We start from the raw sequence: 18,015 nt of genomic DNA, 5'->3' as shown, positions 1-18,015 counted from the left end.
AACATCGGGGTATGGTCACCCGAGCACGGCTTGCCGCGGTGGACGAGGCGAACTTCACGTTGGACCACGCCGGGCAGGTCAACGTGTTCCTGGTCGCCGGACTTGTGCGCCCCGGAGGGTTCGTAGGGCCCAACGGGCTGCCCGACATGCCGATGTTGCGCCGAGGGCTGAGTGAGCGCATCGAGACGCTTCCGCAGCTTTGCCGCGTCGCTGTGCCGGTGGGTCGTCGGCATGCCTGGGCGGAACTCGCGCCCGACCTCGAACACCACGTTCGCGCGATTCCGGCTGTGCGCGGGGTCGGCGGGCTCGAGCAGGTCTGCGCCGGCCTGATGTGTGTGCCGCTGCCGCTGGACCGGCCGCTGTGGGAACTCCTCGTCGTGCCGGGGGCGACGACGGACGGGCTCGGAATCGTGTTGCGCATCCATCACGCGATCGCCGACGGGATGTCGGCGGTCGCCATCGCCCGGACGCTCTTCCAGGAAGATGCGCTGCCTGCGCCCGCGCCCGTCGAGTCTGCAACGGGCCCGGCGACGCCCGGCTCCACTCTCGCGCAGAGGTCGCAGCGGATCGCCGTGGGGCTTCAGCGGACTCTCGTGACCGTCATCAATCACGGCGTCGGGCAGACCGCGCTCCTCGGTCCGCGCAGCGCCCTTCACGGCGTCAGGTTCCTTGATGTCAGCCTCGGTTCGCTGACCTCGCATGTGCGTCCGCTCGGCGGCACCGTGAACGATGCTCTCCTCGACGCTGTAGCGGCGGGCTACCGGGCCGTGCTGACTGCACTGAGCGAACCGATTCCGAAGTCGCTCCCGGTCTCGGTCCCGGTTGCGCTGACGAGACACGAAGGTTCCGCGAATCAGGTGGGGGTGATGCTCGTGCGCCTGCCGCTCGACGAGACCGACGCCGACCATCGCCTGCGGCTCATCGCCGAGCAGACGCGTCGCGAGAAGCCCCGGGCCAGGGCGCAGGGCACGCTCGAGCTCATGCGGGGCCCGGTCGGCGCGCGCGTCATGGACGTCGTCGGCCGGCGACAGCGCCTCGTGGCGGGATTCGTCACCAACGTCCCCGGTCCCAGCGGAACCCTGCGCATCTGCGGGGCTCCGGTCGCGGCGATCTGGCCGGTTGCAGTGCTGGCCGCGAACGTCAGATCAGGTGTCGCTGCGTTGTCGTACGAGGGCCGGCTGTGGTGCGGGATCCACGTCGACGCAGCGAGCATCCCTGGCTCCGCCTTCGCTGACGGGATGGCGCAGGAACTCCTCCGGCTGACCACGTAGGTGGCCGCAGGCGACCGATCATCGCCCCCCATTGAAGATGCGGACGATCACACGCCACAAGCGTGCGCGGAACGGTGCCTCGGCCGCTAGCCGCGCCACCAGGGCATCATCGGCCAGACTTGCTCAGGCACGTACATGAACACGCGAGAGATCGCGGCAGTGAGAATCCAGAGACCGAACCCGGCCGCCGTGATGATCCACGCGATCATCTTGTGCTGTTCGAAGTCGGGCAGCAGACGCCCATCCTTGTCGCGCTGCACGCCGGCCAGCGTGAGGATGAGATCGATGAGCCACCAGATGCCGAGGCCCCCGAGCGTCAGGAGCTTCAGAACCCCGGTGCCCACCTTGCCGAGATAGAAACGATCGACGCCGAGGAAGCCCAGCAGCCACGAGAACATCCATGTCGCAATGAACGATCGGTCGGACGCCATCGCCGTCTGAGGGGCGAGTGCTTCTCCGGCAGTTGCGGTCGGGGGAGAGGTGGTGGACATGTTGCCTCCTTGTTCGTCTCACTCTCCCGCGGTCGCGCCGAACGTCTTCGGGTCGAAGGTCCCGCGCTCTGCGGCCGCACATGGCACCGAAGCGGCCCCGCCCCGTGCCTGTCGATCCGACTTCATCGGCGCGTAGGGTCGGATCCATGAGCGGGGACCAGCAGGACACTCCCGAGCGGACCCACATCGGTCGGTATCGCCAGATCGGCTCTGCGCTGCGTCGTCACGGCCTCGGGGTCCTGTGGGGCCTTCTTGGACTCGATCGGGCCTTCCGGGGTGCGCGGGGCGGCGCCGGGAGCGCGCTGAGGGAGCTCACCGCGGAGGCGCCCATTCACCTCCGGGCCGCGCTCGAAGAGCTGGGCCCGACTTTCATCAAGCTCGGACAGCTCCTCTCCACGAGATCGGATCTGCTTCCGCCCGCCTTCGTCACCGAACTCGCAAAGCTGCAGGATGCCGCACCGCCTATACCGGTGGATCTGATCCGCGAGGTGATCAGCAGTGAGCTGGGCGCCCCGCCTGAGCAGGTCTTCGCGTCATTCGAGGACCAGCCACTGGCATCCGCGTCGATCGGCCAAGCGCATGCGGCGACCCTTGCGGACGGAACGCCGGTGGTCGTGAAGGTCCGTAGACCAGACGCGGTCTCGCTCGTGCAGACCGATCTGGAGATACTGCAGAACCTCGCGTCCCGGGCCACCCGAACATGGCAGTTCGCTCGCGACGTCGATGTCGTCGCGATCGTCGACGAATTCGTCGCGACCATCCGTGCGGAGCTCGACTACCTCGAGGAGGGCCGGAACGCCGAGCGATTCGCTCGCGACTTCAAGGAGGACCCCTCCGTCATCATCCCGCGCGTCTACTGGGAGCACACCACATCGCGAGTCCTCACTCTCGAGCGGATGGAGGGGATGAATGTCGCCGATGTCGGCGCCCTCGATGACGCCCACGTCGACCGCAACCTCGTCGCCCGGCGGGGCGCGGACATCGTCCTGAAGATGATCTTCGAAGATCGGTTCTTTCACGCGGACCTGCATCCCGGGAACCTCTTCATCCATCCTGACGGCGCGATCGCGCTCATCGACTTCGGCATGGTCGGCGTGATCGGCGAGGAACTGCGAGGACACCTGAGCCGCCTCTTCATCGCGATGGTCCGCGGTGACGCCGAGCTCCTCGCATCAGCCCTGATCGACGTCTCGGTGACGGGAGCGTCCGTCGACCGCTTGACGCTGCGCGACGATCTGCGTCCGTTCGTCGCCCGGTACCAGCTGCGCTCTGTCCGGCAGACCCCGTTCGCCCCGATGATGGCGGACCTGTTCACCCTTCTCCGCACCAACCGCGTTCGGCTGCCCCGCGAGATGATGCTGCTCTTCAAGGCGCTGCTGCTCATCGAAGCGCTCGCCATGCGGCTCGACCCCGACTTCCGCCTCGGCGAAGTGCTCGGTCCCTACGCCGAACGCCTCGCCTGGGAGCGGCTGCGAGCCTCCGCCATCGCCAAGCGCCTCGCGAGGGCTTCGATCGACGTCGGCGAGCTCGCACTCGACTTCCCGAGCATCCTGCGCCGGCTCGTGGATGCCGCAGACACCACCGGTATCCAAGTGCACCTGCGAGCGGCCGAACTCGAGCCGCTTGTCGGGCGGGCGGAGAGAATCGGGAACCGGCTCGTCGCCGGCATGATCGGCGCCGCCCTGATCAGCGGCATCGGCGGGCTGGTGTCGTCCGACCGGCGATGGGGCTCCTGGCGCGGCACGATGGTCGGTGCCGGGCTGGGGGCGATCGGGGCACTCGGTGCCTACCTCTCCTGGACAGCCAGGCATCGGCGCTTTCACTGACCCGGCGTCCCGGGTGCCGCCGCGACGACTGCGGGGACCTCGCTCACAGGCCCGCGCAAGGCGCGCAGTGCGTACAGGATGGTCGCCAGGTCGACGAGTTCTTGGATGAGCGCCCCCGCCACGGCCGGGATGACACCGGTCATCGCGACGATCATGAGGCCGATGCTCAGCCCGATTCCGATCCAGATCGCGGTGAGCGCGACCCGCAGCGTGTGCCGGGCGATCGAGATGGCGTCGACGACCTTCGCGACCGAGTCGACGAGGATCACCACGTCTGCGGCATCCCCCGCCGCGGTCGCGCCTTTCGCGCCCATGGCGATGCCGATGTCGGCGGCTGCCAGCACCGGCGCGTCGTTCACCCCATCGCCCACCATCATCACCGGACCGGGGCTCAGCTCCGCCGCCAGACGCACCTTCTCGCCCGGAAGCAGTTCCGCGTGGATCTCGTCGATGCCGACCGCCTCCCCGATCGACTGGGCTGTGGTGTGGGCGTCCCCGGTGAGAATCGTGATCCGCTCCACCCCGTTGCTTCGCAGCCATGAGATGACCGCCCGTGACTCGGGTCGGGGTTCGTCGGCGAGCACGATCGCCCCCGCGTACCGCCCGTCCACCGCGACGTAGGCCGCAGCCTGCCCTGGGGCCAGCACGGTCCGGTGCGTGTCCGGGGCGATCGATGAGACATAAGCGGGCTTGCCGACGACGATGGTCCGTCCGTGCATGCGGGCGGTCACACCGTTCGTGGCGACTTCGCTCGCGTCCTCGGCCGCGACGAGGTCGAGCCCCCGCTCGGCGGCGGCTTGGCGGATGCCGTCGGCGAGCACGTGAGTCGAATACTGCTCGGCAGACGCTGACAACCGCAGAAGTTCGTCAGCGGGGAAGCCATCGACGGCTCGCACCGCTGCCAGCGTCGGCTTCCCCCGTGTGAGGGTTCCGGTCTTGTCGAAGGCCGCCGACCGCACCCTGGCCAGTTGCTCGATCACCGCGCCGCCCTTCATGATCACACCGGCCTTTGCCGAGCGTGACAGACCGCCGAGGAATGCCACGGGCGCCGCGATGAGGAGAGGGCACGGTGTCGCCAGCACGAGCACCTCGGCGAACCGGGTCGGATCGCCCGAGAGCGCCCACGCTGTCGCGGCCAGCACGAGCGAGACGGCGGTGAAGGGGATCGCGAACCGGTCGGCGAGCCGCACCACCGGCGCGCGGGACTCCTGCGCGCTGCGCACGAGTGCGACGATCTGCTGGTACTGGCTGTCGGCACTGCCACGCGCGGCGCGGATGCGAACGATCCGGGTGCCGTTGATGGCGCCGGAGAGGACCTCGTCGCCGGCCGTCTTGCTGACCGGCAGGCTCTCACCGGTCAGTGAGGACTCATCGAAGGCGCCGTCTTCGGAGAGCAGCACCCCGTCCACGGGGACGATCTCCGCCGGCCGCACGAGCAGGATGTCGCCGACGGCGACGTCGTCGACGGCGGCATCCACCACTTCGCCCTGCCGTGGGCTCGCATCGGCGGCGCGTTCGACGATGTGTGCGATCCGTGGCGAGCGATCCAGCAGCGCCGTCAGGTCGCGCTTCGCTCGCCGCTGCGCGAAGTCCTCCAGCGCCTCGCCCCCCGAGAGCATCAGGACGATGATGAGCGACGCGATGTACTCGTCGACCGCCAAGGTCGCGACCATCGCCACCACCGCCAGGATGTCGAGCCCGACGTGGCCCTTCAGCACGTCGCGGACCATGCCGACGAGCGTCCAGATGACCACCGCTCCGACCCAGGCCACGGCGGTCCAGCGGGCGAGCTGGGCTTCGCCTGCCGCCTCGAGCGCGAGGACGCTTCCCAGCACGATGATGGTCACCGTGATGACCGGATAGGTCCACATCGATCGAAGGAACCGCATACGGGTCAGCCTCTCAGACCGCGGAGGCGGTGTTTCGAGCCGGCCGTGGGACTCGGCTCGCCGCGGGCGGATCATGCTCACCGGTCAGGACTCAACGCAGTGATCCGGGCCGGCTGACCGACCGTTCGGCGTCATCGACCGACGCCGGGTCCTCGCGGGGCGCCCGAGATGTGGCGAACCACAGGATCGCTGCCGGCAGGACCGGTGCGACCAGCGCGTAGAGAAGGCCCGCGCTTCCGAAGACCAGCGCCTGGTAGCCGAGGATGGCAACGGCTCCGAAGGCGTAGGAGATCAGTGCCGCGGCAGCCCGCCCACGCGACCCGTTCGCGGACGCGAAGAAGGCGATGACCCCGTTGGCGACGAACGGTGCGACGAACACCCCTTGCACCGCTGGCGACAGGTTCTCCGCCGACCCCACCGCGGCACCCGAGGCGAGCGCGAAGATCACAGAGACGACCGCATAGCCGATGAACGACAGGCAGGTCACGACGAGGGCACGGACGACCCGATCCAAGACGGGAGGCAGGGCCGCCATGACCCCGTCGGGATGCCGCGCGATCAGACCGGTGAGGGCGCTGAACAGCAACGTCTGCACCAGCATCTCCGGCATGCCGATGAGGTGATACCACCACGGCAGCTGGCTGTACACCGCCCCCTCCAGCGAGCCCGGTGCCGCTGCGGGTGTGGACAGGATTCCGACCCCGATGAAGAGCAGCCACAGCCACAGCCACCCGAGTCGTGCCACCAGGACCGAGCGGAATGGCAGGAGCACCGCTGCGATGATGAGTCCGCGCACCACCTGAAGGAGAGGACCGACGATCACCGCGACCGAACCGAACGGGCGCATGAAGTCACGGATGATCGGCTGGGCGAACAGCTCCTCGTAGTTGAAGACCGTCGCCGCGACCAGCCCGACAGCGAAGTAGGTGACGACGTGCGCGAGCGTGACACGCACGAGGAAGCCGGCGACAGGTCGAGGTCGCGACGTGAGCATGTCGACAGAGTGGACCCGTCGATCGCGACCCGGCTGGGCCGAAGGTCCCGCCCGGGCGATCGTTCCGGACTCTTCGAACCGCCGCGGGGCAGGAGCGGCGCCGGCCAGACCGGCGCGTCGGCCGTGCGGGACCTTGGACCCGGCTCGTTCGTTGGGCGCGAGGAAGATGGGTATCGATCATGAGATACGTCGAGAACGCGCCACGGTTCCTGTTCTTCACAGGCAAGGGCGGCGTGGGCAAGACTTCGGTCGCGTGCGCGACCGCCGTTGAGCTGGCGAGCCACGGGCGGCGGGTGTTGCTCGTCAGTACCGATCCTGCATCTAATCTCGGTCAGGTGTTCGGCATCACGATCGGCAATCTCGTCACGATGATCCCGTCGGTGCCCGGACTGGCGGGCTTGGAGATCGATCCGGAGCAAGCCGTCGAGGCCTACCGGGAGCGCATCATCGCACCGATTCGCGGGCTCCTGCCGGAGATGGAGATCGCAGGGATCACCGAGGGCCTTTCGGGCTCCTGCACGACCGAGATCGCTTCGTTCGATGAGTTCACCCGACTACTCACGGACGACTCCGAATACGGAGACTACGACCACGTCATCTTCGATACGGCGCCCACCGGCCACACGATCCGGCTGCTGCAACTGCCCGGCTCATGGACCGAGTTCCTCTCCACGGGCGGCGACGCCTCATGCCTCGGACCTCTCGCCGGCCTCGAGAGGCAGCGCGCGACATATGCGGCCGCTGTCGCGACGCTCACCGACCCGGCCCGCACCCGACTGGTTCTGGTCGCCCGCCCTCAGCCGTCCGCGCTGACGGAGATCGAGCGCACGTTCTCCGAGCTGACGGCGATCGGCATGACCGACGCCTTCGTCGTGATCAACGGCGTTCTTCCTGATCGAGCGGGCGACGAGCCGATCGCGTCGGCGGTTCGCGCGCGCGAGGCGGCGGCGTTGTCGGCCGTGCCAGCCACGATCGCCGATCTGCCGCGCGATGTCCTGGAGTTGAAGGCGGGCAACGTCGTCGGTCTCGACGCGCTCCGCGCGTTCTTCGGACCGGATCGTGCAGATGCGCCGGCCGCCGATGGGGCGGCGGTCCCCGACCTGCCGGATGCCCCCTTGGCGACGCTCGTGGACGAGATCGAGCGCGACGGTCGTTGCCTCGTGATGTGCATGGGGAAGGGCGGCGTCGGCAAGACGACTATCGCCGCGGCCCTGGCGCTCGCGCTGGCCCAGCATGGCCATGAGGTGCTTCTGACCACCACCGATCCGGCCGCCCACCTCACCGACACGCTCGGCGAGGAGGTCGAGGGCCTCACGGTGACGCGGATAGACCCTGTCGACGCTCTCGAGCAGTACCGAACACGCGTCATGGCGACGAAGGGAAGGGATCTGGACAAGCTGGGGCGCGCCGCCCTCGCTGAGGATCTCATGTCGCCGTGCACAGCGGAGGTGGCAGTCTTCCAGCAGTTCTCCCGCGCGGTGCACGACTCGCGACGCCGGTTCGTCGTGATGGACACCGCGCCGACGGGGCACACACTCCTGCTGCTGGACGCGACCGGCTCGTACCATCGCGAGATCGCGCGGCAGATGGGGCCGGCCCACCTGACCTACTCGACACCGCTGATGCGCCTCCAGGAACCGGCGCAGACCAAGATCCTCGTCGTCACACTCGCCGAGCCGACCCCCGTGCTGGAAGCCGTCGGTCTGCGGGATGACCTCGAGCGGGCCGGCATCCATCCGTGGGCATGGGTCGTGAACAACTCGATCGCCGCGGCGCACCCGGAGTCGGCCTTTCTGCGCACGCGTGCCCGCCACGAGATTGCGCAGATCGCGCACGTGCGCGATCTGGCGGATCGGGTCGCGATCGTCCCGCTGCTCGCAGAGGAGCCGATCGGTGTCACGCGCCTGTCCGCACTGACCGGCGCCATCTCGCAGCCCGCCGCTTGAGGAGTCGCTTCTTGCTGGCGGTTCGTTGCATCCGCTGTCTCCTGCCGGCACGCGCACTCGGGGATCGACCGGCTCTGCGTCGCTTCGCCCGGTCAGCGCAGGCGTAGCCTCCCCTCATGATCGAGGCAGAAGGCGGCATGAATCCGGCACACGCCACCGAGCGGTCACCGTGAAGGTGGCCATGCTGGGTCCGATCGCGTGGCGCACACCGCCGCGCCACTACGGACCGTGGGAGCGCGTCACCAGCCTCTTGACCGAGGGGCTGGTGCGCAGGGGCGTCGATGTCACGCTGTTCGCGACCGCCGACTCCGAGACGGCCGCGGCGCTCGAGTTCGTGGCACCGCACGGCTACGCCGAGGATCCGCAGATGGATGGCCGGGTGTGGGAGGCGCTGCATGTCGCCCGCGCGATGGAGCGGTCCGCCGAGTTCGACATCGTGCACAACCAGCTCGATTGGCTGCCGCTCGTGTTCGGTGCCCAGTGGGCGGCACCGATGGTGACGACGATCCACGGCTTCTCGGGTGACGCGATCCTGCCGGCCTACGAACGGTCGGCATCCGCCTTCGTCTCGATCTCGGATGCCGACCGCTCACCTGGCCTCGACTACGTCGCGACGGTCCACCACGGCATCGACATGGTCGAACTCGACAGCTCGGCGGCGACGGGCGACGACCTCGTCGTGTTCGGGCGCATACACCCCGACAAGGGCATCGCCGACGCGATCGAGATCGCCGCGCGCGCAGGACGTCGGCTTGTGATCTGCGGGATCGTCCAGGACGCCGCGTACTTCGCGCAGCGGATCGAACCCCACATCGACGGCGACAGAGTCGTATACCGCGGATCGGTGGGCCCGGCCTAGCGCGCAGACGTGCTGACATCGGCTGCGGTGCTGCTGCATCCCATCCACTTCGACGAGCCGTTCGGGCTGTCGGTCGTAGAGGCCATGGCGTGCGGCACTCCCGTCGTGGCGTACCGGCGCGGGTCGATGCCCGAGATCATCGACGAAGGCGTCACAGGCTTCGTCGTCGACGATGTCGCCGCGGCCGTCGACCGCGTCGCCACCGCGGTGGCGCTCGATCGCGGCACCGTCCGCGCCAGGGCCCGCGAGCGGTTCGACGTCGAGCGCATGGTGGATGGCTACCTCGAGGTCTACGAGCTGGTCCTCGCCTCGCCCCGAAGCCGCACATGAGGGTGGTGTAGGGTGCGAAACAAAGCGCAGCCATGCTCACCGGTCGCGTAAACCGGACCGCGGCGACGCTGGCGCAGTTCCACGAGGGATGCCGTCGGCAGACGTCTCGAGTCCCCGGGGTCGACAGACGCCGGGCCGACAGAGATGGTCACATGACCCGCTTCGGTTTTCTCTCCACTTATCCGCCCACCCGCTGCGGTCTCGCCACGTTCACGGAGGCGCTTGCCGGTGCGCTCGCCGCAGGCGAGCCGCACACGCCCACGATCGTCCGGGTGCTCGACGTGATGGACAGCCATCGCGGCGCCGAAGAGACCGGCCGGATCCCGAGCACGGTGGAGCTGGTTGCACGCAACCGGGTGACCTTGCGGGCGGCCGTCCGTGCGCTCGACGAGTGCGACGTCGCGATCGTTCAGCACGAGTACGGGATCTACGGGGGCCCGGACGGCGACGAGATCATCCCGTTGCTCCGATCGCTGAACACGCCGGCGATCGTCGTGCTCCACACGGTGCTCTCCGCGCCGACCGCCCACCAGCGGGTCGTGCTCGACACGGTGTGCAAACTGGCCGCGAACGTCGTCGTGATGACCGACAACGCGAGCGAGATCCTGCTGCGCACGTACAGCGTCAAGCGATCGAAAGTCCGCGTCATCCCTCATGGCGTGCCGGTGTCACATGAAGCTCGCGTGACGAAGGATGGCGGGTCGAAGCGCGTCCTCACATGGGGACTCATCTCGCCCGGCAAGGGGATCGAGTGGGGTATCCGCGCCTTGGCCCAGTTGCAGGATGCCGGCACGCCGGTGACGTATGTCATCGCGGGTCAGACCCATCCCAAGGTGGTCGCGCGCGACGGGGAGCGCTACCGCGAAGCACTGCAGCGGCTGATCGACGACCTCGATCTGGCCGATGTCGTCACACTCGATGACCGTTACCTCGACGACTCGCAGCTCGCCGAGCACGTGGCCCGGGCCGACGTCGTTCTGCTGCCCTACGACTCTCGCGACCAGGCGACGTCCGGTGTGCTGATCGAGGCGGTGGCCGCGGGGATCCCCGTCGTGGCGACAGGCTTCCCGCACGCCGTCGAGCTGCTGGGCAGGGGAGCGGGGCTGATCGCTCGGCATCAGGACCCGCAGTCGATGTCAGAGGCCATCCGGACGATCCTCGGGGCCGAGACCACCGCGCAGCAGATGCACGACGCTGCGCTGCGCGACACGCAGGATGCCTCGTGGCCCGCGGTCGCCGAGCAGTACCGCGCACTGGCCGGCCGTATGGTGGCGATCGCGGCATGACCGGTCACGGCACCGACCAGGGCGCGTCGGGCGCGCCCACCTTCGCCCACCTCCTGGCCATGTCAGACGGGCACGGCCTCTTCGAGCACGCGCTCCTGGATAGGCCCCGCCGTGATCACGGCTACTGCGTCGACGACGTCGCTCGCGCTCTCGTCGTCCTGCTGCGTGAGTCCGAGCGCACTGCGGAACTTGATCGGCTCGTCAGCACATGTCTCCGGTTCCTCGAGGCCGCTGTCGACGTCGACGGCCAGGTGCACAACCGCATGGCTGCCGGAGGCGAGTGGACGGACGATGCCGGGCTCGGCGATTGGTGGGGTCGCGCGCTGCGCGCCCTGGGCGCGGCATCCGTCGAACTCCCGACCGCATCGGATCGCTCGCGTGCCCGGATCACGTTCCACCGCGCCGCATCTTCGAGATCACCGCACGGGCGGGCGATGGCGTTCGCGACGCTGGGAGCGGCAGACGTGCTCAGCGCCGACCCCGACGACCTCTCCGCCCGCGCCTTGCTGCTGGACGGGGTTGCTTCGATCGCGGTCCCATCCGACCCCCGCTGGCCATGGCCCGAACCGCGCCTGCGCTACGCCAACGCGGCGCTCCCCGAAGCCCTCCTCGCCGGGGGTGCGGCCATGGACGATCCTCGGATCGTGGCTCGCGGACTCGCGATGCTGCGGTTCCTGCTGGATGTCGAGACACGTGACGGCCACCTGTCGGTGACGGGGGTCAGCGGCCGCAGCCCCGCTCAGCGGTCGGTTCAATTCGATCAGCAGCCCATCGAGGTGGCCGCCATCGCGGACGCGTGCGCCCGTGCTTTCGCCCTCACTGCGGATCCTTCGTGGCGCGACGGTGTCGCGGCGGCGTGGGCGTGGTTCACGGGCGACAACGACGCCCTCACACCCATGATCGATCTCGAGTCGGGAGCGGGCTTCGACGGACTGGAGGCAGGCGGGCGCAACGAGAACCAAGGGGCCGAATCCACACTCGCGGCCCTCGGCACCTACCAGCAGGCTGCCCGCCTCGGAGTGGTGGAACGGGTGGCGCCATGACGATTCGCGAGCATCCTGCGAGCCTCGACCACGATCCGACCCGTGTGGTGGCCAGATTCTTCCTCCCCGGCGAGGGACTGCGCTCGTCGCATTCGCGCGTCGCACAGATCATCGCCCGAGTGCTCGCGGGACCTGCCGCACTGACCGAGCGGATGGCGGCACACGTCGTCGGGGAGCTCTCGGCCAGGCATGCGGGTGTCGCCGACCTGCTGGCCGCGAATGCTCGAGCTGTCGCCAGCCGCATCGTGGGCCCCGCGGCTCTCACGGATGCTCAGGGAGCGGTGCTGGGGGCGGCCTTCACGGCGGAGTATGCCGTCGAGGGGGCGGCCCTCTGCAACCCCAGCGCCGTCGAGCATCCCTCGCAGGACGGACTCGGTCCGAACGAGCTGCGGGTGGCCATCGCCTTGCGCTGCATCGGAGAAGGGCACGTCTCGTCCATCGGATTCGCCGAAGCAGTGATCGACGCCGATGATGGCTGGACATTCGAGGAACGCGCGACGCCGCTGACGCTTCCCCTCGTGCGGGGTGCCGAGTGGTCTCGACAGCACTTCGGCCGCGCGCTCGAGCATGAAGGCCACCTCACCGATCTGGCCAGCGCGGTGCTCAGCAATCTCCCCGAGAGGTTCAGCGTGGCCGAGCTGGAGTACGCCCTCCTGGAGCTCCCGGACCAGCTCTCGACCCGTCCCGACAGCCGCTGGCCGACGCAGGCGATGCGCGACATGGCGGCGTCCGCATACCGGGCCGATTTCCCGCCCGACTCGCCCCTGAGTGGACGGATGCTTCTGCCCGTCGACGCCGAGGAGAACCACGGCATGGAAGACGCGCGGTTCGTCCACTTCACCGGTGCCGACGCGGTCACCGGCTATCGCGCGACCTACACCGCGTACGACGGCCACGACATCGCGCCTCGCCTGATCACATCGCCGGATCTCCGCGAGTTCACGATCCACCGCCTGACCGGCAGCGGCGCCCACAACAAGGGGATGGCGCTCTTTCCGCGGCTCGTCGGGGATCTTCACCTCGCCCTCAGCCGCACCGACGGCGAGAACATCTCCCTCGCGACGTCGATCGACGGCGTCATCTGGGACGACGCGGGCATCGTTCATCGCCCTACCGAGCTGTGGGAGCTCGTTCAGCTCGGAAACTGCGGCGCGCCCATCGAGACGGAGAGCGGATGGCTGGTCCTCACGCACGGAGTCGGGCCATTGCGCACATATTCGCTTGGCGCGATCCTGCTCGATCTCGATGACCCGTCTCGCGTGGTGGGACGGTCACGCGAGCCACTTCTGCAGCCCGTGAGCATGCTGCGCGACGGCTACGTGCCGCGGGTCGTCTACTCGTGCGGCGCTATCGCACATCGGGGAACCCTCTGGATTCCGGTCGGCGTCGGCGATGACCGCATCCGCATCTTCTCGATCGGGATCGATGAAGTGATCGCCTCCCTCCATCCGTGAGCGTTTCGAGGTCGCCGGCCGACCCCCCACGCGCCTACTGGCGAGGAGTAATCTGAGGTCATGCTGACGGTGATCGTGATCCTCCTCGTGGTGTGGGCGATCCTCGCCGTCGTGGGGTTCGCTCTCGAGGGGCTGCTCTGGCTGGGGATCATCGGCGTCATCCTCTTCGTCGGCACCCTGATCTTCGGTTTCGTGCGGCGAGCGGCCGGTCGCCGGAACAGCGGCCCCTGACCCGACCGGAGTCGCAGGGTCGGGTGAGCCGCGTTCAGCGGTCGAGTTGCATCTGCGCCCACGTGAGAGCGGTCGCTGCGCCGAACACGATCGGGACGGTGACGACGCCCAGCAGCGAAGGCCACGGCACGGTGTCCGGGGCGATCGCCCACAGCGCCGGGGCGATGAGCGGGACCCAGACGCCCACGCCGAGCACGGCGCAGACCTGCGCCACGATCAGGAGCACGATGGTGGCGGCGATGCCGGCCAGGATGCTGCGTGCGACGCTTGCCACCCAGCCGGCCGGGACCGCGAGGCACGCGGTAAGGAGGGTGAGCAGCGGGATCCTGAGGAGTTGCAGCGTCCCTTCGGGGTCGCTCGAGGGCAAGCCTGCTGCGGTTCCGATCAGGCCGAGCATGGCGGTGAGCACCAATGCCATCACGGTCGCCCACCCGAGAAAGACGAGCAGCTTGCCGAACGCGAGGGACGATCGCGGAACGGGGAGGGCGAACAGGCCGGCGACGGTGCCGTCGGCGAACTCGCGGCCATAGAGCCAGGCGATGAGGATGCCACAGGCGCCGAATCCTCCTGCGGCGAGGATCTGCGCCGCTGTGCCGACCAGCAATGTCCAGCCGTGTGTGTCTGCGAGCGGTCCGAGTCGGGCAAGCACTCGCTCGTCACCGGCGGCCGCGGCCGCCAGCAGCCCGCCGGTGAGCGCCGCGAGTCCGAGGATCAGGATCCCGGACGTCCACGGAACGACGCGCGAGGCGACGGCCTTGCGGGCTTCGACCGACACGGCTACCCCGAGGGCGTTCATTCCGGCCGCCGTGAGAGGTCATCGGCGTGGACCAGTGAGAAGAATGCCCGCTCGAGGTCGACCGTGGCGGGATCGAGCGCTCCGATGATGCGGCCGTCGTTCATGACGCTGATCCGGTCGGCGATGCGCGCCACCTCGTCGAGGTGGTGGCTGGAGACGACCACGCCGGCGCCGGACTGTGCGCGGCGGAGCAGCGCCCCGCGAAGCAGGATCACGCCGGCCGGGTCGAGCGCGTTGGTTGGCTCGTCGAGGATGATGAGTCGCGGGTCGTGCTGGAGAGCGGTCGCCAATCCGACTCGTTGGCGATTGCCCAGGGACAGCCGGCGTGCGCGAACGCGCCCGTACCGCGTCAGGTCGAGTTCAGCGATAACCGACTCCACCATCGCCGTGGCTTCGACCGGCGTCGCGCCGTGCAGCCGGGCCGACAGACGCAGATTGCTGCGCACGTCGAGCTCCCCGTAGGCGACCGCCTGTTCGACAAGGTGGCCGACCCCCGCCCACGCTCGCGGAGGCAGGTCGGCCAGCGCCATCCCGCCGACCCGGACCTCACCCGCATCGGGACGCAGCATGCCCAACATCAGGCGCATGATCGTGGTCTTGCCGGCGCCGTTCAGGCCCACCAACGCGTGAATCTCACCGCCTCTCACAGAGAGGTCGACGCCGTGCACGCCCGCGCCGCCGCGGAACTCGCGGCGAACCCCGCGCAACTCCACACGAAGTTCACTGAGTGTCGGCTTCCGCGCGCGGCTACCGGACATGACGCCGTCCCGCCTGAAGCTCGATCTGCTCCAGGACTCGAATCGCTGCGTCGGGCCCATCCTCGGACGCGAGTTGCGCCGACAGGGTGCTGGCGGATGCCGCGTACGTCGCGTGCGAGAGAAGGTCGACGAGCCTCGCGGCGAGAGCCTGGCTCGTTGCTCGGCGCAACGGCAGCGGACGCGGTCCGACCCCGAGCTCGTGAACACGGCGCCCCCAGAACGGTTGATCGCCGAGCACCGGGCACACGAGCGTCGGCTTGCCGGCGCGCAACCCGGCCGCGGTGGTGCCGGATCCGCCGTGATGGACCACGGCATCCATACGAGGGAACAGCCAGTCGTGAGGCACCTCGTCGACGGGGTGGATGTGCTCATTCGGCTCGATGGTCAGGGCACCCCAGCCGGTGGATACCACCGCCCGCGCCCCGACCTCGTCGAGAGCCTCGCGGACCAGGCGGCCCCGGTCCTCGGCTCTGCCGCCGAAGGCCATGCTGCCGAACCCGAGATAGATGACCGGGCGACCCCCGCCAAGGAACTCGGCCAGGTCGCGCGGAGGCTCCCAGCCTCGCGCACTCTCGCCGAACCAGTAACCGGTGACGTGCGCGGAGGAAGGGTAGTCGGCGGGGACGGGCACGACATGCCGGCTGAACGGATAGAGCACTGGGACGGCGGCGCCCTCTCGGGTCGTGAGGTAGTCGGTGCGTCTGCTCATCCGCGACAGCCCGAGAGTTCCGCGGCGGAACCTGTTGATCATGCCACCGTACGCAAGCGCGGTGAATCGATTGAAGTCGTAGGAGATCCGGTTGAGCGACCCCGGCAGCTGTCGGCTGAGGAACGGAACCGGGAAGGCGGATGTGGGGGTCAGGAACGGCAGGGGCAGGGAGGCGACGAACGGCACCCCGAGGCGCTCCGCCACATGCAGACCGCCGAGGGCTTTCGGATGCCCCACGATCACCGTGGGCTGGACCTGCTGCGCGATCTGCCACTGCTCCTGGAGGGAGACGCGCATGCCTTGCGCCATCTCTCGGGCGAGGGTCAGAGCGTGGGCGGGGCCACGCAACCGTGTCATGCCGGCGCGCATCACTCGGTCCATCTCGGTCGCCATCGGCTCGAAGCCGACGTCGGCCGCAACCGTCTCACGGTACGGTTCCGGGGCGGCCAGCACCGCAGTGTGTCCGGCCGCGGTCAGGCGCTGAGCGAGGGCGGCGAACGGCTCGACGTCGCCACGGGTGCCGAAGGTGAGGATGAGTACGCGCATCAGCAAGTCCAATCGACGAAACGATCGCCGACCAGGCTTCCCGGCACTCCTACGGTCACCATACAACCGCGAGCGAATCGACGCGCTCCTCTTCGAGTGCAGTCATCAGTTGACGGCGGAGGTGAGTCGGGCGATGCCGTCGAGGAACGTGGCCTTGGCGGGCTCGCGATTCCATTCCTCGAGAGTCAGCTGGCGGCCCGCGTCCCGGTAGCCCTGCTCGACCTCGCGCATTCCGGCGACGAAGGACTCGCCGAGGACGAGCAGCGAGATCTCCATGTTGAGACTGAAAGACCGGATATCCATGTTCGAGGATCCGATCACGGCGATGTTGTCGTCGATGGAGAAGTGCTTGGAGTGCAGGATGAACGGCGCCGGGTACAGGAAGATCTTCACTCCCGCCTCGAGCAGCGCGTCGTAGTAGGAACGCTGCGCGTGGTAGACCAATCCCTGATCGCCGATCTCCGAGACGAACAGCTGCACCTCGAGCCCGCGCTGGCAGGCGGTCGTGATCGCATAGACCATCGCCTCATCCGGGACGAAGTACGGCGACGTGAGGATGACCTTCTCCGTCGCGCCATAGATCAGCGACAGGAACAGCCTCAGGTTGTTCTCGGTCTGATAGCCCGGTCCAGACGGCACTACCTGGCAGACGACTGCCTTCGGGGAAGTGTCCACGACGAGCTCTTCGACGGGAACATGCTCTGTGGCCATCAGGTCCTCATCCGTCTCGATGAGCCAGTCCGAGAGGAACACCGCGTTCACAGATGCGACGACGGGGCCGGTGAGCCGGGTGACCAGTTCCTGCCATTTCAGGCCCCGTTTGATGTTCTTCTCGGAGTCGTAGTCGCGCGAGATCAGGTTCTGCGACCCCATGAACGCGACGCGGCCATCGACGACGACGATCTTGCGGTGGTTGCGCAGGTCGGGACGCTGATATTTGCCCTTGAACGGCATGACCGGCAGCATCCATGCCCACTTCACCCCGATCCGATCCAGCTCTTCGAACGTCTCTTTGGAGTGAGCCACCTTGGCTGACGAGATGTGATCCGCGAGCAGCTTCACCGACACGCCTCGCTGGACGGCGCGTTCCATCGCCGAGAAGAACCCGCGCGTGGTGTCATCCCACCCCACGATGAAGAACTCCACGTGCACCCACTTCTGCGCGCGGTCGACCTCTGCCGTCATCGCGTCGATGGATGCCTGATAGTCGCCGTAGAGGGCCGCATTGTTGCCGGCCAGCGCCGGAAGCGCGGTGAGGCTCTCATTCTGCTGCGCGATCCGCTGGAACCATCGGGGCCAGTTCGTCGCATCCGCCACCACCGTCCCGGCCGTCGCAGCCTTTTGTTTGATGAGCGTGTCGATCCGCGCCTGCTCGTTGCGGCGCTTCTTCGGCAGCTTGAAGTTTCCGATGAGCAGGTAGAAGACGATCCCGAAGAAGGGGAACAGGATGATCAGCAGCAGCCAGGCCATCGCCGCCGTGGGCTTCCGATCGCGCGGTATGTAGATCAGCGCCAGCACGATGACCGTCACATGGGCGACGAGACTGATCACCCAGATCAGATTGGCGAGGATAGTGCCGTCCATGC

The 18,015-nt window shown here is 68.3% G+C and carries 16 protein-coding genes; 9 read left to right on the top strand and 7 right to left on the bottom strand.

The genetic code is table 11. The features are described 5' to 3' along the window. Positions 1-11 precede the first annotated feature (11 nt). Positions 12-1,271 (top strand): wax ester/triacylglycerol synthase domain-containing protein, encoded by a 1,260-nt coding sequence (locus MRBLMI12_RS03175; RefSeq protein WP_363353820.1) that lies wholly within the window; start codon positions 12-14, stop codon positions 1,269-1,271. A gap of 86 nt (positions 1,272-1,357) precedes the next feature. Here the strand turns inward: MRBLMI12_RS03175 and MRBLMI12_RS03170 are convergent, their stop codons facing one another. Then, positions 1,358-1,762: a TM2 domain-containing protein gene (locus MRBLMI12_RS03170; RefSeq protein ID WP_363353818.1), complete on the bottom strand. Its 405-nt coding sequence runs from the start codon at positions 1,760-1,762 to the stop codon at positions 1,358-1,360. 146 nt (positions 1,763-1,908) lie between these two features. On the opposite strand from MRBLMI12_RS03170, the gene MRBLMI12_RS03165 reads away from it, so the two are divergent. Further along, the gene (locus tag MRBLMI12_RS03165) at positions 1,909-3,588 is read left to right on the top strand and encodes an ABC1 kinase family protein (RefSeq protein WP_363353816.1); all 1,680 of its coding nucleotides are present in this window, start codon (positions 1,909-1,911) and stop codon (positions 3,586-3,588) included. On the opposite strand, the gene MRBLMI12_RS03160 is transcribed toward MRBLMI12_RS03165, so the two are convergent. Both MRBLMI12_RS03160 and MRBLMI12_RS03155 read right to left on the bottom strand, forming a co-directional pair. After that, positions 3,582-5,477 carry a heavy metal translocating P-type ATPase gene (locus tag MRBLMI12_RS03160; protein WP_363353814.1) on the bottom strand — a complete coding sequence of 632 codons (1,896 nt, stop codon included), beginning with the start codon at positions 5,475-5,477 and terminating at the stop codon, positions 3,582-3,584. The genes MRBLMI12_RS03165 and MRBLMI12_RS03160 overlap by 7 nt on opposite strands. Positions 5,478-5,568: 91 nt before the next feature. After that, complete coding sequence (locus MRBLMI12_RS03155; protein ID WP_363353812.1) at positions 5,569-6,471, bottom strand: hypothetical protein; 903 nt, start codon at positions 6,469-6,471, stop codon at positions 5,569-5,571. A gap of 179 nt (positions 6,472-6,650) precedes the next feature. Here MRBLMI12_RS03155 and arsA point away from each other — a divergent pair, with 179 nt between their 5' ends. The 7 genes from arsA to MRBLMI12_RS03120 all read left to right on the top strand — a co-directional run bounded on the left by arsA (position 6,651) and on the right by MRBLMI12_RS03120 (position 13,620). Further along, positions 6,651-8,417 (top strand): arsenical pump-driving ATPase, encoded by a 1,767-nt coding sequence (arsA, locus tag MRBLMI12_RS03150; protein ID WP_363353810.1) that lies wholly within the window; start codon positions 6,651-6,653, stop codon positions 8,415-8,417. 181 nt (positions 8,418-8,598) lie between these two features. Beyond that, complete coding sequence (locus tag MRBLMI12_RS03145; RefSeq protein ID WP_363353808.1) at positions 8,599-9,276, top strand: glycosyltransferase; 678 nt, start codon at positions 8,599-8,601, stop codon at positions 9,274-9,276. 9 nt (positions 9,277-9,285) lie between these two features. Continuing rightward, the gene (locus tag MRBLMI12_RS03140) at positions 9,286-9,606 is read left to right on the top strand and encodes a glycosyltransferase (RefSeq protein ID WP_363353806.1); all 321 of its coding nucleotides are present in this window, start codon (positions 9,286-9,288) and stop codon (positions 9,604-9,606) included. Positions 9,607-9,758: 152 nt separating this feature from the next. Continuing rightward, on the top strand, positions 9,759-10,892 hold the full coding sequence (locus tag MRBLMI12_RS03135) for a glycosyltransferase (RefSeq protein WP_363353804.1): 1,134 nt from the start codon (positions 9,759-9,761) through the stop codon (positions 10,890-10,892). Next, positions 10,889-11,935 carry a glycosyltransferase gene (locus MRBLMI12_RS03130; protein ID WP_363353802.1) on the top strand — a complete coding sequence of 349 codons (1,047 nt, stop codon included), beginning with the start codon at positions 10,889-10,891 and terminating at the stop codon, positions 11,933-11,935. The genes MRBLMI12_RS03135 and MRBLMI12_RS03130 overlap by 4 nt, the downstream gene beginning before the upstream one ends. After that, positions 11,932-13,389, top strand: a complete 1,458-nt coding sequence (locus MRBLMI12_RS03125) for a glycosylase (protein ID WP_363353800.1) — start codon at positions 11,932-11,934, stop codon at positions 13,387-13,389. Before MRBLMI12_RS03130 ends, MRBLMI12_RS03125 begins: the two co-directional genes overlap by 4 nt. Positions 13,390-13,449: 60 nt before the next feature. Next, on the top strand, positions 13,450-13,620 hold the full coding sequence (locus MRBLMI12_RS03120) for a hypothetical protein (RefSeq protein ID WP_363353798.1): 171 nt from the start codon (positions 13,450-13,452) through the stop codon (positions 13,618-13,620). 34 nt (positions 13,621-13,654) lie between these two features. Here MRBLMI12_RS03120 and MRBLMI12_RS03115 read toward each other — a convergent pair whose 3' ends face one another. The 4 genes from MRBLMI12_RS03115 to cls all read right to left on the bottom strand — a co-directional run bounded on the left by MRBLMI12_RS03115 (position 13,655) and on the right by cls (position 18,013). Beyond that, a complete protein-coding gene (locus MRBLMI12_RS03115; protein WP_363353796.1) occupies positions 13,655-14,416 on the bottom strand; it encodes an ABC transporter permease in 762 nt (253 codons plus the stop codon). Continuing rightward, on the bottom strand, positions 14,413-15,174 hold the full coding sequence (locus MRBLMI12_RS03110; RefSeq protein ID WP_363353794.1) for an ABC transporter ATP-binding protein: 762 nt from the start codon (positions 15,172-15,174) through the stop codon (positions 14,413-14,415). The genes MRBLMI12_RS03115 and MRBLMI12_RS03110 overlap by 4 nt, the downstream gene beginning before the upstream one ends. Beyond that, positions 15,164-16,429, bottom strand: a complete 1,266-nt coding sequence (locus MRBLMI12_RS03105; protein WP_363353792.1) for a glycosyltransferase — start codon at positions 16,427-16,429, stop codon at positions 15,164-15,166. Before MRBLMI12_RS03105 ends, MRBLMI12_RS03110 begins: the two co-directional genes overlap by 11 nt. Before the next feature lie 105 nt (positions 16,430-16,534). Beyond that, the gene (cls, locus tag MRBLMI12_RS03100) at positions 16,535-18,013 is read right to left on the bottom strand and encodes a cardiolipin synthase (protein WP_363353790.1); all 1,479 of its coding nucleotides are present in this window, start codon (positions 18,011-18,013) and stop codon (positions 16,535-16,537) included. Between the last annotated feature and the right edge of the window lie 2 nt (positions 18,014-18,015).

The sequence above is a fragment of the Microbacterium sp. LMI12-1-1.1 genome, assembly GCF_040676455.1.
Taxonomy (GTDB): domain Bacteria; phylum Actinomycetota; class Actinomycetes; order Actinomycetales; family Microbacteriaceae; genus Microbacterium.
The sequence above is the reverse complement of the archived record's forward strand: the minus strand, read 5'-3'. Positions and strand labels throughout refer to the sequence as shown.

What these genes read in the sequence shown, in the direction of transcription:
- MRBLMI12_RS03155 (WP_363353812.1), bottom strand. Translation starts at nt 6,471, where the DNA reads ATGCTCACGTCGCGACCTCGACCTGTCGCCGGCTTCCTCGTGCGTGTC.
- MRBLMI12_RS03120 (WP_363353798.1), top strand. Translation starts at nt 13,450, where the DNA reads ATGCTGACGGTGATCGTGATCCTCCTCGTGGTGTGGGCGATCCTCGCC.
- MRBLMI12_RS03135 (WP_363353804.1), top strand. Translation starts at nt 9,759, where the DNA reads ATGACCCGCTTCGGTTTTCTCTCCACTTATCCGCCCACCCGCTGCGGT.
- MRBLMI12_RS03105 (WP_363353792.1), bottom strand. Translation starts at nt 16,429, where the DNA reads ATGCGCGTACTCATCCTCACCTTCGGCACCCGTGGCGACGTCGAGCCG.
- MRBLMI12_RS03115 (WP_363353796.1), bottom strand. Translation starts at nt 14,416, where the DNA reads ATGAACGCCCTCGGGGTAGCCGTGTCGGTCGAAGCCCGCAAGGCCGTC.
- cls (WP_363353790.1), bottom strand. Translation starts at nt 18,013, where the DNA reads ATGGACGGCACTATCCTCGCCAATCTGATCTGGGTGATCAGTCTCGTC.
- arsA (WP_363353810.1), top strand. Translation starts at nt 6,651, where the DNA reads ATGAGATACGTCGAGAACGCGCCACGGTTCCTGTTCTTCACAGGCAAG.
- MRBLMI12_RS03170 (WP_363353818.1), bottom strand. Translation starts at nt 1,762, where the DNA reads ATGTCCACCACCTCTCCCCCGACCGCAACTGCCGGAGAAGCACTCGCC.
- MRBLMI12_RS03175 (WP_363353820.1), top strand. Translation starts at nt 12, where the DNA reads ATGGTCACCCGAGCACGGCTTGCCGCGGTGGACGAGGCGAACTTCACG.
- MRBLMI12_RS03165 (WP_363353816.1), top strand. Translation starts at nt 1,909, where the DNA reads ATGAGCGGGGACCAGCAGGACACTCCCGAGCGGACCCACATCGGTCGG.
- MRBLMI12_RS03160 (WP_363353814.1), bottom strand. Translation starts at nt 5,477, where the DNA reads ATGCGGTTCCTTCGATCGATGTGGACCTATCCGGTCATCACGGTGACC.
- MRBLMI12_RS03145 (WP_363353808.1), top strand. Translation starts at nt 8,599, where the DNA reads ATGCTGGGTCCGATCGCGTGGCGCACACCGCCGCGCCACTACGGACCG.
- MRBLMI12_RS03110 (WP_363353794.1), bottom strand. Translation starts at nt 15,174, where the DNA reads ATGTCCGGTAGCCGCGCGCGGAAGCCGACACTCAGTGAACTTCGTGTG.
- MRBLMI12_RS03125 (WP_363353800.1), top strand. Translation starts at nt 11,932, where the DNA reads ATGACGATTCGCGAGCATCCTGCGAGCCTCGACCACGATCCGACCCGT.
- MRBLMI12_RS03130 (WP_363353802.1), top strand. Translation starts at nt 10,889, where the DNA reads ATGACCGGTCACGGCACCGACCAGGGCGCGTCGGGCGCGCCCACCTTC.